Source organism: Bordetella tumulicola, assembly GCF_054779135.1.
The window spans coordinates 514566-529589 of the sequence record NZ_BAAGYU010000010.1 but is presented as its reverse complement, the minus strand read 5'-3'; the positions used below and the strand labels follow the sequence as shown (position 1 = coordinate 529589).

The following is a 15024-nucleotide window of genomic DNA, read 5'->3' as shown; positions in this document are numbered from 1 at the left end:
CGAAAAGGGAGTTGCGGATGGCCAACCATAGCGTAGCGACCGCTAGGTCTGCTCATTACGATAGCGAGAGATACTCATCAGTATCCCGCACGCTATCCCCATCGTCAGTAACGCGGTCCCACCGTAGCTCATAAACGGCAATGGCACGCCCACAACGGGCAGAATGCCCGTCACCATACCGACGTTCACAAAGACATAAATAAACACCATCATCGTCAGTGCACCGGCCATCAGACGTCCAAACTGCGTGGTCGCGCGCACGGCGATGGTCAGGCCCCGCGCGATCAGCAAGATATATAGAACCAGCATGGCGACCCCGCCGTACAAGCCAAACTCTTCTGCATAGACAGCAAAAATAAAGTCAGTGGTGCGCTCGGGGATAAAATCCAGGTGGGTCTGTGTGCCCTGCATATAGCCCTTGCCATACAGGCCTCCAGATCCGACAGCGATCATGGATTGAATCGTATGAAAGCCTTTGCCCAAGGGGTCCGAACTGGGATTGAGCAAAGTGCAGACACGCTGTTTTTGGTACTCGTGCAGGACGACCCAGTCGACGTCGGGCTCGCACAAGATGTCTTCGTAATAAATCAGCGTGCTGATACTGAATATGCTGACGATAGCCAGCGGTGCCAGGAGCTTGAACGACAAGCCGGCAAAGTAAATCGCGCAAAAGCCTGCGCCAAACACCAATAATGCCGTACCCAGATCGGGTTGCAACACGATCAGTCCAAACGGCGCGGCCAGCATGCAAGCGGCAACCAGAAAGTCACGAAAACGCACATCGCCCTCGTGTTGCTGAAAGTACCAAGCCAGCATCAGCGGGACCGAGATTTTCATCATCTCGGAGGGCTGAATGCGCGTGAAACCCAAATCCAGCCAACGCGTCGCACCTTTACTGGTTTCGCCAAAAAACTCCACGCCCAGCAACAAAACCACGCCAAGAATGTAAAACGGCAACGCCAGGCGCATGAGCTTGGGAGGCGATATGAGCGCCGTGAGCCACATGGCGAAGAACGCAATCAGGAAGTTTCGCGACTGGTCGGCATAGCGCCAATCGGTGCTGCCGACGGCCGAATGCATGACCGTTAGTCCCAACGCAGCGAACATTGCCAGGATGATCAATAACGGCCAGTCAAAGGCCAGGAATACGTGAGCTAGCAGAGCACCCAGACGCTTCATGGCTTGACTCTCTTTTCGGATGCTTTAAACAGGTCATCCAGATCGGACAATGCCGGGCCGGTAGACGGACGTCGCGTTGCCGTCGGCGCTTGCGGAGCTGGGGTCGCCTTGGGTACTGGCCGCGGCCGCGGCGGCGCAGGCGGCTTATCGGAGCCTGGAACCCATCGGAACTCGGGTTCGGTCTCAGTCACGCCCTCGCTGCCGGTTACGACGGCACCATCAGGCACCGATGCAGAGTCTGCCTCTGGCGTCGCGCCGGTGCCGGCCTCAGGCGCAGATTCGGACAACGGTGCGACGCCGGATGGCAACACGACCCGTGAACCCACCGGGGGCGTAGCGGGCCTGGATAACCAATAATCAAATACGGTACGGGCCACAGGCGCTGCCACACTCGCCCCCCAGCCGGCGTTTTCTACCAGCAAGGCAACCGCAATGCGCGGTTTGTCCGCCGGCGCGAATCCCATGAACAAGGCATGATCGCGCAATCGCTCATCCAGCTCGCTGGCCTTGTATTTTGATCCTCGCAGACTGAACACTTGGGCGGTGCCGGTCTTGCCTGCCGCCTGATAGGCTGCGCCTGCAAACGCACGCCGCGCCGTCCCCGAGCGCACCACGCCCACCATCGCATTCTTGATGACGTCGACGTTCTCTTGTTTTAACGGAATGAGATAGTCCGGCGTTGAGGGGGTGGGCGTGGCAACGCCAGTACGCGTATCGCGCGTGGCGTGTACCAGGTGAGGCCTGCGATAGGCCCCGCTATTGGCCAAGGTCGAGGTCGCCTGCGCCAACTGCAGCAAGGTGAACGAGTTATACCCCTGTCCCACGGCGACGGAAATCGTCTCGCCCGCATACCATTGCTGCTGCTTGCGATCTTTGTAGGCTTTGCGCTTCCATTCTATGGACGGCAAGATACCGGCACGTTCGCCGTCGAGATCGATACCGGTTATTTGGCCAAAGCCGAACTGTTTGGAAAAATCATGCAATCGGTCAACGCCGATCTCTGGGCCCAACGAATAAAAATAAGTATCAGATGACACCACGATCGCGCGGTGCATATCCGTCATGCCATAGGCAGCGCCGCCGGCATTCCTGAAGCGCTGGCCACCGAACTCATAATAACCAGGATCGGAGATGCGCTGTTTCGCACTGCGCACGCCCAATTCCAATGCCGCCAGCGCGACAAAAGGCTTATAGGTCGAACCAATCGGGTACGTGCCGTACAGAGGACGATTGATCAAGGGATGGTCGGGCGACTCGTTCAGCAAGCGCCAGTTTTCGACGTCGATACCGTCAATGAATAAATTGGGGTCGAACGAGGGCTTTGAAACAAAGGCCAGAACCTCTCCGGTGTCAGGGTCAATCGCCACCAAGGCGCCACGCTGATCTCCAAACGCCTCTTCGGCCACACGCTGCAGTCCCAGGTCAATGGACAGCATGATGTCCACACCCGGCACGGGATCCCTGCGATGCAACGTACGGACAGGACGACCACTGGCATTGACCTCGACCTCTTCGATCCCGGTCTGGCCGTGCAATTGTTCTTCCCAGCTTTTCTCGATGCCCTTCTTGCCAATGACATCGGTGCCACGGTAATTACCCAACTGGCCTGCTGCCTCCAGTGCCTCGACGTCGTTCTCGGAAATCCGGCCGATAAACCCCACGACATGGCCAGCGGTCGCCCCCTGGGGATACTCGCGCACCCAACGCGCGCGCAACTCGACCCCAGGGAACTCATACGCATGCGCCGCGAACCAAGACGCCTCGGTATCGTTCAAGTTATTGCGCAAGATCAAGCTGGCATAACGGCCGGACTCGAGCACACGTCGCTTGAAACGGCGTTGGTCACCCGGACTGACATACACAATCGGAGTCAGGCGTTCGAGCATCGCGTTGATGTCACCGGCGTGGCCAGGCACGACTTCAAGCGTATAGGTACGGTAATTGCGCGCCATAACCACGCCATTGCGATCCAGGATCTCGCCCCGCCTCGGTGCAATGGGAACCACAGCGATGCGATTACGATCGGCACGCTCGGACAAGCCCTCGTAGCGGTCTACCTGTAAATACCAGAATCGTCCCACCAACACAAAGAAGCAGGCCAGCGCAAACAAGCCGCCCACCCAGGCACGCAAGGCAAAGCGCTGCTTTTGCTGTTGACCGGTTTTTTTGAATTCAAACATGGCGGGCCGCTATCAAACCCGGCCCTAGACCGATGAGGACTCGACGTCGTCAGCCCCTCCCTGCGGCAGATGCAGAACCCACCCCAGTAGCGGCCAAATGACTGTCATGAGCAAAACACTCAGGACCCAGGCCCAACCCGACCACCTGCCGGCCAACCAGGCCAAGACCAGTTGTTGTGCCAGCTGTGCCAAAAAAAACACGGGCAGCATGTGAATAGCCTGGCTCAAGAGGTCAAAGTGCCGCAAGCGACGATGCAGCGCAACCGCGCCATACGCCACCAATGTGTACGACAAAGCATGCGCCCCCAGCACCGTAACGTCGTGCACATCCATCAACACGCCAAAGCAAAACGCCGCCACCAGCCCCATGCGACGGGGCTCATTCACGCACCAGAAGGCCAGTACCAACACCAAAATGTCGGGTGCGCCTTCCCAGACGCGCCAGGGCAGCAAGGACAGCAGCCACGCCACCAGCACTGTGCTCCAGACGAAATAGATATTGGCCGGACGCGTCAAGCGTTCGGGCTGCACGTTGCGAGGGGTGCCCAGGCGACGCGCGGGCTGCTGGATTGATGAATCATTTCGGGCCATCAGACTCAGCCTCTTGTAGTTCAGATTCTGCGCGCGCGACATCAACCTGCAGCACTAGGAAATGACGATGACGTTCGGGGTGAGCCAGCGGCTCGCAAATCGCCCGGGCAAATCCCGATGCCGTGTCCCGCTCGACCTTGAGCACCTTGGCCACCGGCAAACCCGCGGGAAATAGCCCCCCCACGCCGCTAGTCACAACAGTGTCGCCCTCCTGGATATCTGCGTTGGCCGCCAGGAAGCGGACTTCGATGCGACCCGGGGAGTTTGATCCAAAGGCAATCAAACGCAAACCATTGCGCAAGACCTGCACGGGCACGGAAACGCGTTCGTCGGTGACGAGGGCAGCCTCTGCCGCCTGCGGTGTCACACGAACAATCTGGCCGACCACACCGCCTTCGTCAATGACCGGCATACCCGGTGCCAAGCCCGACCGACTGCCCTTGTTAAAGACCAGTCGCTGCTGGAAACTGTTGGCGGGTTCGTACATCACCTCGACCACCACGGCAGCTTGGTCGACCGTATCGGTGACACCCAGCAAACGGCGCAATTGCGCGTTTTCGGCGGCCAACTGAGCGGCATGCGTCGTGACCTGCGAGAGTTCGATACGCTGGCGCTGTAGCGCCTCGTTTTCGTTACGATTGTGGTTGGCCGCGTCGATCCACTCGTTGACTTGTCGAGTCAGATCGCGCGGCGCCATGACCGTGCGTTGAAACGGATACAAGCCGACCGAGAGGGTCCGCCGCAAGGGCTCGAGCAGATGAAACTGCGAATCGAGGATCAACAACGCCAGCGACAAAGCGACCATGACGGCCAACCGGATTTCGACCGGTGGGCCGCGCCTGAACAGCGGTGGAGACCCTTGTCGTTGCATGAATATCCAGCTTGGCGTCAGCCCCTGCAGCCACTACGCCGGGTGGCGCCCGCTGGCGGCACGGGCTTATTCGTTAATGAAAATAGCACCCAGCTTTTCGAGATGCTCGAGTGCTTCACCACAACCACGAACCACGCAGGTCAGCGGATCCTCGGCGACCACCACAGGCAAACCGGTTTCCTCTTGGAGCAGACGATCGAGATCACGCAGCAGCGCGCCACCGCCGGTCAGGGCAATGCCCTTGTCGGTAATGTCGGCCCCCAGTTCGGGCGGGGTTTGCTCCAGGGCGATTTTGACGGCTGAGACGATCTGGTTCAGAGGATCGGTCAGCGACTCCAGAATCTCGTTCGATGACACCGTAAAACTGCGCGGCACACCTTCGGCCAGGTTACGGCCCTTGACTTCGATTTCGCGGACTTCGGAACCCGGAAAGGCGGACCCGATTTCCTTCTTGATGTATTCGGCCGTGGGCTCGCCAATCAGCATGCCGTAGTTGCGACGGATATACGTGACGATAGCCTCATCGAACTTGTCGCCGCCGACGCGCACCGAGCCCTTGTACACCATGCCGCCCAGCGAGATCACAGCGACCTCGGTCGTGCCACCGCCAATATCCACCACCATCGAGCCGCTGGCGTCCGAGACAGCCAGGCCTGCCCCGATGGCGGCAGCCATGGGTTCTTCGATGAGATAGACGTGCGAAGCGCCTGCCCCGAGGGCAGATTCGCGAATGGCACGGCGCTCGACCTGGGTCGAGCCGCAGGGCACGCACACGATAATGCGCGGACTGGGCGCCAGCATGTTGCGCGGGTGAACCATGCGGATGAACTGCTTGAGCATCTGCTCGGTCACCGTGAAGTCGGCGATCACGCCGTCTTTCATGGGCCGGATGGCTTCGATGTTGCCGGGAACCCGCCCAAGCATTTGCTTGGCCTCGTGGCCAACGGCCTGGATGATTTTTTTGCCATGGGGGCCGCCTTCGTGGCGGATGGCTACGACCGAAGGCTCATCGAGCACGATGCCCTTGCCCCGGACGTAAATCAGCGTATTGGCGGTACCGAGGTCAATCGCCATATCGCTAGAAAAGTAACTGCGCAGGAATCCGAACATGGGGGCTCAGCGAGATTCAGAAATAGTGCCGGTCTGCAGTAAACGGACCGTATACACAGGCCCGCCGCATCTCTGCAGCGTGAAACGATGAATGATAACTTATAATTTCTTCGAAAATAGCGCAAAAGTGCTGACAGTTGATGGTTTGTCACAGGGATAGACACGGTGTAATCCCATCCCCTCCTCTGGCACGGCAACCTGCCCCCTTGGATTTTTCTTAGTTTCCCCACATGGCGCTCAACGAACAAGATGTAACCCGCATTGCCCGGCTGGCCAGAATTGAACTGACGCCGGACCAGCGCGACCGCGCGCAGGACGAACTCAATGGCATCCTCCACCTGATCGAACGGCTGCAAGCCGCTGATACACAAGGGGTCGAGCCGCTGGCCCACCCCCTGTCGGCCCACCAGGACATCTCGCTGCGCCTACGTCCGGACGTGGTGACCGAAACCCCCTCCGAGGCTCGCCGCGCCGAGTTGCTGGCCAATGCCCCGGACGCCCGTGACGGCTTGTTCCTGGTTCCCAAGGTCATCGAATAAACCATGACGACTCCTGCCCTTCATACCCAATTCGGTGGTATTGCCGAACTGCGCATCGCCCTGGCCCAACGCCAGGTCAGCGCCCGCGAGCTAGCCCAGAGCGCGTTGGCTGCCGCCCAGGCCGCCAGCGACCTGAACGCCTTTCTGCACATCGACGAGACCCTCACCCTGGCGCAAGCTGATGCCGCCGATGCCGCCTTGGCAGCCGGTACCGCCGGCCCTCTGGCGGGCGTGCCCATCGCCCACAAAGACGCCTTTGTCACCCGCGACTGGCACACCACCGCCGGCAGCAAGATGCTAAAGGGCTATACCAGCCCCTTCGACGCGACCGTGGTGCAGCGCCTGCAGGCCGCGGGCGCCGTGTCGATCGGCAAACTCAATTGTGATGAGTTCGCCATGGGCTCGGCCAACGAAAACTCGGCCTACGGCCCGGTACGCAACCCCTGGGATACCCAAGCCGTCCCCGGCGGCTCGTCGGGTGGTTCGGCGGCCGCGGTAGCGGCCCGCCTGGTCGCGGCCACCACCGGCACCGATACCGGCGGCTCGGTGCGCCAGCCCGCCGCCTTGTGTGGCGTCAGCGGCATCAAGCCGACCTATGGCACGGTATCGCGCTTTGGGATGGTGGCTTTTGGCTCCAGCCTGGATCAGGCCGGTCCCCTGGCCCCGAGCAGCCGCGACCTGCTCGAGTTGCTGGATCCGATGAGCGGGTTTGACCCGAATGATGCGACCAGTCTCGAAAGCTGCGATGGCACCCCTAACGCGCCTGGCCGCATCCGGGCCGCCTACGACGCCGCGCAGGCCAGCTATGACGCGGCCGGCAGCCAGCCCCTCAACGGGCTGCGCATCGGCGTACCCGAGGAGTATTTCGGCGCAGGCCTCGCTCCCGATGTTGCCGCCGCCGTCGAATCAGCACTGGCGCAGTTCGAGTCCCTGGGTGCGCGACGTGTATCCATCTCGCTGCCGCGTACCGAGTTGGCGATCCCGGCCTACTACGTTATTGCGCCTGCCGAAGCCTCGAGCAACTTGGCACGCTACGATGGCGTGCGCTACGGCCACCGCGCCCAGGAATACGGCGACCTGAATCAAATGATCGCCCGCTCCCGCGCCGAGGGCTTTGGCGATGAGGTCAAGCGCCGCATTCTGATCGGGACTTATGTTCTGTCTCATGGCTACTACGACGCGTATTACCTACAAGCCCAGCGTGTACGACGCCTGATTGCACAAGACTTCCAACGCGCTTACGCCGACCAGTGCGATGTCATCATGGGGCCGGTGTCGCCCACTGTGGCCAAAAACCTCGGCGACAATCGTGACGACCCCACGGCCGACTGGCTGGCTGACGTTTATACACTGGGCGTCAGCCTGGCAGGCCTACCGGCCATGTCTGTTCCCTGCGGTTTCGGCGAGACAGGCCGGCGTCCCGTTGGCCTGCAAATCATCGGCAACTATTTCGACGAAGGCCGCCTGTTGGCCATCGCCGACCGTTATCAACAAGTCACCGACTGGCACCGTCGCGTGCCCGGCCAGCAAGGCACTGAGCAATGAACTGGGAAATCGTCATCGGCCTGGAAACGCATACGCAGCTTTCCACCGACGCCAAGATATTTTCGGGCAGCAGCACGCGCTTTGGCGCCGCCCCCAACACGCAGGCCAATGTCGTCGACCTGGCCCTGCCGGGTAGCTTGCCCGTGATGAACATCGGCGCCACCGAGCGTGCCATCCGTTTCGGGCTGGCCGTCGGTGGCACCGTTGCCCCCCGCTCGGTATTCGCTCGCAAAAACTACTTCTACCCCGATTTGCCCAAGGGCTACCAAATCAGTCAGTACGAACTGCCGATCGTGCTGGGTGGGACGATTTCGTTTTTTGTCAACCAAGAGGAAAAAACCGTCAATCTGACGCGTGCCCACCTCGAAGAAGACGCCGGCAAATCACAGCACGACGACTTCACGCTGTCCAACGGCAAACCGGCCAGTGGAATCGATCTGAACCGCGCTGGCACTCCGTTGCTGGAAATCGTAACCGAGCCCGAAATGCGCTCGGCCGCCGAAGCCGTCGCGTACGCACGGGCATTGCACAGCCTGGTCGTCTGGCTAGGCATTTGTGACGGCAATATGCAAGAAGGCTCCTTCCGCTGCGACGCCAACGTCTCCGTACGCCCTGTCGGTCAAGCCGAATTCGGTACCCGCACCGAAGTCAAAAACGTCAACTCGTTCCGCTTTCTGGAGCGCGCCATCTTGTTCGAAGCGCGCCGCCAGATCGAACTGATCGAGGACGGCGGCACCGTCGTGCAGGAAACCCGCCTGTACGATGCCGACCGCGATGAAACGCGCAGCATGCGCAGCAAAGAAGACGCCCACGACTATCGCTATTTCCCAGATCCCGATCTGCCCACGCTGGTCATTTCGCCCGACTGGGTGGAGCAGGTGCGTGCCCAGATGCCCGAGCTGCCCGCGACTCTGCGTGTGCGCTTCGAGCGCGACTACGGACTGTCCGCCTACGATGCCGCCCAGTTGTCCGCCAGCCGTGGCCTGGCCGCGTACTTTGAAGCTGTCGCGCAGGCCCTGCCGGCAGACCAGACCAAGCAAGCGGCCAACTGGATCATGGGCGAGGTCTCCGCCACGCTGAACCGCGAAGAAAAAGACATTGCGGATGTCCCGGTGCAAGCACCCGCCCTGGCGGCGCTGATCGGTCGCATCATTGATGGCACGATCTCCAACAAGATCGCGCGCGATGTGTTTTCAGCCATGTGGGCCGGTGAACAAGGCGGTCAGCCCGACGCCATCATTGAAGCTCGTGGACTGAAACAAATCAGCGATACAGGCGCGATTGGCGCGATGATCGACGAGGTCCTGAATGCCAACCCGGCTATCGTGGCCGAATACCGCGCAGGCAAACAGAAGGCTTTCAACTCTTTGGTCGGCCAAATCATGAAAGCCGCCAAGGGCAAAGCCAACCCGCAGCAAGTCAACGAGCTATTAAAGCAAAAGCTGGATAGTTAAATACCCAACACACAGCCTGAACGCCTGCGGCAACGCTCGCAATAATGCAACAGGGTCAGCAAACGCTGACCCTGTTGCATTTTCGAAAAGGCAAATCAGCGCGTCACGCGATGCCGTATTTCGCCCGATACGCCAGTACCGCATCACGGTGGTTCGCGAACTGGTCGTCGTCCTGCAGCAGCGTCAAAATATCCGCCAGCGACGCAATGCTGATCACGGGGATACCGTAGGTATTGGCGACCTCTTGCACCGCGGAGTGCGGCGATAGCGCGTCATCGGGGCCAGCGCGCTCCTGGCGATCCAGGGCGATCAGCACCGCGGCCGGCTCGGCGCCCGTGGCACGAATGATCTCGACCGACTCGCGCACTGAGGTGCCCGCCGTAATGACGTCGTCAATAATGACCACTTTACCGTGCAGCGGAGCACCGACCAGCGTGCCGCCCTCGCCATGGTCTTTAGCCTCTTTGCGATTAAAGGCAAACGGGATATCACGCCCCTGCATATCGGAGTGTCCCGCCAGCGCCACCGATGTGGCCGTCGCCAGTGGAATGCCTTTGTAAGCCGGCCCGAACAGCATGTCAAAAGCCACACCGGAATTCAGCAACGCCTGTGCATAAAACTGCGCCAATCGGCCCACCGAGGCCCCGCTATTAAACAAGCCCGCATTAAAAAAATAGGGGCTGATTCGGCCAGACTTGACCTTGAAACTGCCAAAGCGCAACACGCTCTCGTCTAGAGCAAAACGGACAAAATCGGTGGAGATGGCAGCCATGGGCGGGGGGATTCCGATGAATAACAAGACGGGACGCATTTTAGCTGGCTTCGTTCCAGTGCTGGTAAAGTCGCCCCTTAGGGCCAACATTTGTCGATCGCCATACAGGAGTTCTCGCCGTGCTGCGCATTACCTCGCTCAATCTGAATGGCATCCGGGCAGCCTTTCGCAAAGGCTTGCAACCCTGGATGCAGACCCACAACGCCGATGTACTATGCCTGCAAGAAATCAAGATTGCCGACACGGACCTGACCGACGACATGCGGCATCCCCCCGGCTATACCGGCCATTTCCACCACGCCGTCAAGAAGGGTTACAGCGGGGTGGGCATATATCTGCGTAATGCCGCGGAGCGTGTGAATATTGGCCTGGATTGCGAAGAGTTCGATGCAGAAGGCCGTATCATTCGCGCCGATTGGAAAAATCTGTCCGTCATCAGCGCGTATCTGCCCTCGGGCTCTAGCGGCGACGAACGCCAGCAGGCCAAATATCGTTTCCTGGACACCTTTGGTCCATGGATGGACGAGCTGATGCAAGAGCACAAAAAAACCGGCCGCGAATTTGTGATCTGCGGTGACTGGAACATTGCGCACAAAGAAATCGACCTCAAAAACTGGAAAGGAAACTTGAAAAACTCCGGCTTTCTACCGGAAGAGCGTGCCTGGCTCAGCGAGGTCTTTGATCGGCGCGGATTTATCGATGTCTTTCGCCAACTGGATGATCGTCCTGACCAATACACATGGTGGAGCAACCGTGGCCAAGCCTGGGCCAAGAACGTGGGGTGGCGTATCGATTATCAGATCGCCACGCCCGGCATCGCCGCGCGCGCGCGCAGCGTTGCCATCTACAAAGACGAGCGCTTCAGCGATCACGCGCCGCTTACCATCGACTACGACACCACACTATAAATCACGGCTCAGATGGTCAAAGCCACGCCATCTGAGCAAAATAATAAATGGGGACATATAAATCCCAAAACGGGTTGCATTATCTTTTTTGAAGAGTGATCGGCCGCATGACTTCATAGTGCTTGCCTGACCGATTATGGCCCTTTTATTACCGCAATAAATAGGGACGCATTATTCTCAGAGGAGAACACGGCCTTTCCTTTGGGTAACACCTCAATCACCCAGAACCTGAACGGTTAGTCTTTTTGTTGCGTCCCCAATATAGGCTCGGCGTAACGTCAATATCCATGCGGGTTTCGGGCTGGATATTTTTTGCAACCCCATCCAGATCGACCTACAATTGCGCACCGAGTCAGTGCCATTCCGCACTGTTTTGGATCTAATTGCACCACATCCGGGCGCCCATGCACCGGTTTGCGGCACCCCAGGAGACCCCGTTGAAATTGCAAAGTCTTGACGACTTTTTGCGTCAGGTCGCTGTGCGCGACCCGCAACAGCCCGAATTTATGCAAGCCGTGCACGAAGTCATGGCCAGCTTGTGGCCGTTCCTCGCGCAGCACCCCCATTACGCCGAACAAGCGCTGCTTGAGCGCTTGGTAGAACCCGAGCGCGTGATTCAATTCCGCGTTTGCTGGACGGACGACCAGGGTAAGGCGCACGTCAATCGCGCATTCCGTGTACAGCACAGCTCGGCAATCGGCCCTTACAAGGGCGGTATGCGCTTTCATCCGTCGGTCAATCTGTCGGTGTTGAAATTCCTGGGTTTCGAGCAAACGTTGAAAAACGCCTTGACCACCTTGCCAATGGGCGGCGGTAAAGGCGGATCGGATTTCGACCCCAAGGGTAAATCCGACGCCGAGGTCATGCGCTTCTGCCAGGCGCTCATGCTCGAATTGCACCGTCATTTAGGCCCCGATACGGACGTACCCGCTGGTGACATGGGCGTTGGCGCACGCGAAGTCGGCTTCATGGCCGGCATGATGAAAAAACTGTCGAACTCGGCGGCCAGCGTCTTCACCGGCAAAGGGCTGACCTTTGGCGGTAGCCTGATTCGTCCCGAGGCCACCGGCTACGGCACCGTTTATTTTGCCGAGGAAATGCTCAAGCGTACCGGCTTGTCGTTTGACGGCCTGCGCGTTTCGGTGTCGGGCTCCGGCAACGTTGCTCAGTACGCGATCGAAAAAGCCATGATCCTGGGCGCACGCGTGGTCACCGTCTCTGACTCCGAAGGCACCGTCGTCGACGAAGCCGGCTTTACCCACGAGAAACTGGCCGCGTTGATGCATCTGAAAAATGACCTGCGCGGCCGCCTGGCCGAATACGCCGGCCAATTCAAGCTGACCTATCTGGCCGGCAAACGCCCCTGGCATATCCCGGTAGACATCGCGCTGCCCTGCGCCACGCAAAACGAACTGGAGCTCGAAGACGCCCGCACGTTGATCGCCAATGGCGTCAAGTGCGTCGCAGAAGGCGCCAACATGCCTGCTACGCTGGATGCCGCCAAGGCCTTCATCGAAGCCGGCGTGCTATACGCGCCAGGCAAGGCGAGTAACGCCGGTGGCGTTGCGGTATCGGGCCTGGAGATGAGCCAAAACGCCATCCGCCTGCCATGGACACGCGACGAAGTCGACCAACGTTTGCACGCCATCATGCGTGACATCCACGAAAACTGCGTTCGCCACGGCCAAGGTCGCGGCACGTCCGTCAACTATCTGGATGGCGCCAACATTGCGGGCTTCGTCAAGGTCGCCGACGCGATGCGCCAGCAGGGCCTATATTAAGCCCGCTTGACCCCGCAGGGATCAACGGTCCGGCCAATACGCCGGGCCGTTTTTTGTGCTGCGCGCGGCGCAATATCCCTCAGTGCCAGTCATCCCGGTACACAAAGCGCGGCATTTGCCAATTAAACCGCAAGGCCAGCAGACGGAAAGCCAGTCCCACCGCGAGCGCCACAGGCACCACAACGTTGCCAGACCAGTCCAGCGTCTGCAAACCGACATACAGTGCCCCTGTTACGATCGACACACTCGCATAGAGCTCTTTGCGAAACAACAGCGGCACGTCGTTACACAGCACATCTCGCAGGACGCCCCCCGCGCACCCGGTAATCATGCCGCTGATCAATACCACGCTGACCGACATTTCCATATGCTGTGCCACCTGGCAGCCAATGACCGTAAAAGCCACCAGCCCCACCGCATCCAGCCAGAGAAACAGGCGACGCAACCGTCGCATCCACGGGGCCATAAAAGCGGTCAATAGCGCCGCGCCGGCTGTCATCCCCAAGTATTCGGGATGCGCGACCCAAGTCAGGGGATAGTGTCCCAGCAGCACGTCTCGCAACGACCCACCGCCCAGCGCCGTCACGCACGCAATGATACAGACGCCCATCCAGTCCATATCGCGACGGCCCGCCGCGAGCGCCGCCGTCATCGCCTCGGCCACAATAGCGATCAGATACAGCGTATGCAGCAATAACGTAGACGTCTCAGCAGACATAACCACCTCACAAACACCGCCACACCAAGCGGTGCGAGAACCCTTCGGTCCATCCATCAGATAGACCCAGGACACAACCGCGAAACGGTCGATCTAAAACCGCTGGACCGATCATGCCCGTGGCTCCAGGGCCTCGATCGTTCGGCGCTGGTTCCACAGCAGTAACAACCCAGGCACGGCAATCGCCACCGTCAACAAGAAGAATCCCGGCCAATCCAGCCACCGCACTAACGGTGGCGTAAACGGCCCCGCCAGATAGATCCGCCCCACCGCCGACAGCGCCGACAGCAAGGCAAACTGCGTCGCCGAAAATCGTTGCTGGCACAAGCCCATCAACAAGGCGACAAACGACGCGGTACCCAGGCCGCCGCACAAGTTCTCGACACCGACGGCGGTCCCCATCAGCCAAATGCTTTTAGGGCTGACCGAGATCACCCAATATCCCAGATTGGAAATTGCCTGCAAAATACCAAACGCCATCAAGGAACGATATAGCCCCCAGCGCGTCATCAACGAACCACCCGCCAGCGCCCCGACAATCGTGGCGACCAATCCCAGCACCTTGTTCACCGTCCCGACCTCGGTGGGGTCAAACCCCGCTCCACGAATCAGAAAAGTCGTCGAGAGCGCGCCCGCAAACGCGTCCCCGAGCTTGTACAACACGATCAATGCCAGCACCGTCCACGCGCCGCGCCGGCTGAAAAACTCGCGAAAGGGTTCAACAACGGCCAGGCTCAGCGTCCGCGGGGCAGTGGCAGGCTGTTCGGGTTCGGGCGCCCAGAACGTCGCTGCCGAACAAAGCAGCATCAGCCCTCCCATCAAAACGTACATGCCCCCCCAGCCCAACCACTGATCGGCCAAAATCAAGGCCAGGCCGCCTGACACCACCATTGCTAGCCGGTACCCCAGTACTTTTAGCGCAACCCCTGCCCCCCGCTCATCCCGATGCAACACGTCCGTGCTATAGGCATCAAAGACGATGTCCTGCGTAGCAGAGAAAAACGCCACCATTACGGCCAACAGCGCCAAAGGCAGCAAAGCGGATCCAGGCGACAGCAGTCCCATCGCCATGATGCTTGCGGCCAGCAACAACTGTGTCAACAGCATCCAGCCACGCCGGCGTCCCAACCAGGGAGGCACGTAGCGATCCAGCAGCGGCGCCCACAAGAATTTCAGCGTATATGCCGAGCCGACTAGCGTCAGAAAGCCGATTTCTTCCAGGGATACTTGTTCGACCGTGGCCCACGCCTGCAACGTGCCACCCGTTAGTGCGATCGGCAAGCCGCTGGCAAAACCCAACACCAGCAACGGGGCGACCCGGCGACCGAAATAGACGTGCGAGGCAGCAGTAATAGGGGATCTCCTGACAACCATGG

General features: G+C 59.7%; 13 protein-coding genes. 5 read left to right on the top strand and 8 right to left on the bottom strand.

The window, feature by feature from the left end; translation table 11 throughout:
* Positions 1–42 precede the first annotated feature (42 nt).
* The 5 genes from rodA to ACYVDM_RS19690 form a co-directional block, all read right to left on the bottom strand.
* A complete protein-coding gene (gene rodA, locus ACYVDM_RS19710; RefSeq protein ID WP_415787998.1) occupies positions 43–1179 on the bottom strand; it encodes a rod shape-determining protein RodA in 1137 nt (378 codons plus the stop codon).
* Positions 1176–3359 (bottom strand): penicillin-binding protein 2, encoded by a 2184-nt coding sequence (gene mrdA / locus ACYVDM_RS19705; RefSeq protein WP_415787996.1) that lies wholly within the window; start codon positions 3357–3359, stop codon positions 1176–1178. The genes rodA and mrdA overlap by 4 nt, the downstream gene beginning before the upstream one ends.
* 24 nt (positions 3360–3383) lie before the next feature.
* A complete protein-coding gene (gene mreD / locus ACYVDM_RS19700; protein WP_415787994.1) occupies positions 3384–3950 on the bottom strand; it encodes a rod shape-determining protein MreD in 567 nt (188 codons plus the stop codon).
* Positions 3937–4821, bottom strand: coding sequence for a rod shape-determining protein MreC (mreC, locus tag ACYVDM_RS19695; RefSeq protein ID WP_415787992.1), 885 nt, complete (start codon positions 4819–4821; stop codon positions 3937–3939). Before mreC ends, mreD begins: the two co-directional genes overlap by 14 nt.
* A 66-nt stretch (positions 4822–4887) precedes the next feature.
* On the bottom strand, positions 4888–5931 hold the full coding sequence (locus ACYVDM_RS19690) for a rod shape-determining protein (protein ID WP_415787990.1): 1044 nt from the start codon (positions 5929–5931) through the stop codon (positions 4888–4890).
* Positions 5932–6161: 230 nt separating this feature from the next.
* Here ACYVDM_RS19690 and gatC point away from each other — a divergent pair, with 230 nt between their 5' ends.
* From gatC to gatB, 3 genes are read left to right on the top strand one after another with little or no spacing between them, the layout of a single operon-like run.
* Entirely contained in the window at positions 6162–6470 is a 309-nt protein-coding gene (gatC, locus tag ACYVDM_RS19685; protein WP_415787988.1) for an Asp-tRNA(Asn)/Glu-tRNA(Gln) amidotransferase subunit GatC, read from the top strand.
* A gap of 3 nt (positions 6471–6473) precedes the next feature.
* Positions 6474–8015, top strand: coding sequence for an Asp-tRNA(Asn)/Glu-tRNA(Gln) amidotransferase subunit GatA (gene gatA / locus ACYVDM_RS19680; protein WP_415787986.1), 1542 nt, complete (start codon positions 6474–6476; stop codon positions 8013–8015).
* A complete protein-coding gene (gene gatB / locus ACYVDM_RS19675) occupies positions 8012–9469 on the top strand; it encodes an Asp-tRNA(Asn)/Glu-tRNA(Gln) amidotransferase subunit GatB (protein WP_415787983.1) in 1458 nt (485 codons plus the stop codon). Before gatA ends, gatB begins: the two co-directional genes overlap by 4 nt.
* A gap of 103 nt (positions 9470–9572) precedes the next feature.
* Here the strand turns inward: gatB and pyrE are convergent, their stop codons facing one another.
* The gene (gene pyrE, locus ACYVDM_RS19670; protein ID WP_415787981.1) at positions 9573–10241 is read right to left on the bottom strand and encodes an orotate phosphoribosyltransferase; all 669 of its coding nucleotides are present in this window, start codon (positions 10239–10241) and stop codon (positions 9573–9575) included.
* Between the two features lie 119 nt (positions 10242–10360).
* Between pyrE and ACYVDM_RS19665 the strand changes: the two genes are divergently transcribed.
* Together ACYVDM_RS19665 and gdhA are read left to right on the top strand one after the other, a co-directional pair.
* The gene (locus ACYVDM_RS19665) at positions 10361–11149 is read left to right on the top strand and encodes an exodeoxyribonuclease III (RefSeq protein ID WP_415787979.1); all 789 of its coding nucleotides are present in this window, start codon (positions 10361–10363) and stop codon (positions 11147–11149) included.
* 437 nt (positions 11150–11586) lie between these two features.
* Complete coding sequence (gdhA, locus tag ACYVDM_RS19660; protein ID WP_415787977.1) at positions 11587–12930, top strand: NADP-specific glutamate dehydrogenase; 1344 nt, start codon at positions 11587–11589, stop codon at positions 12928–12930.
* A gap of 79 nt (positions 12931–13009) precedes the next feature.
* On the opposite strand, the gene ACYVDM_RS19655 is transcribed toward gdhA, so the two are convergent.
* Complete coding sequence (locus ACYVDM_RS19655; protein ID WP_415787975.1) at positions 13010–13648, bottom strand: trimeric intracellular cation channel family protein; 639 nt, start codon at positions 13646–13648, stop codon at positions 13010–13012.
* Positions 13649–13759: 111 nt separating this feature from the next.
* The gene (locus tag ACYVDM_RS19650; RefSeq protein WP_415787973.1) at positions 13760–15022 is read right to left on the bottom strand and encodes a muropeptide transporter; all 1263 of its coding nucleotides are present in this window, start codon (positions 15020–15022) and stop codon (positions 13760–13762) included.
* Between the last annotated feature and the right edge of the window lie 2 nt (positions 15023–15024).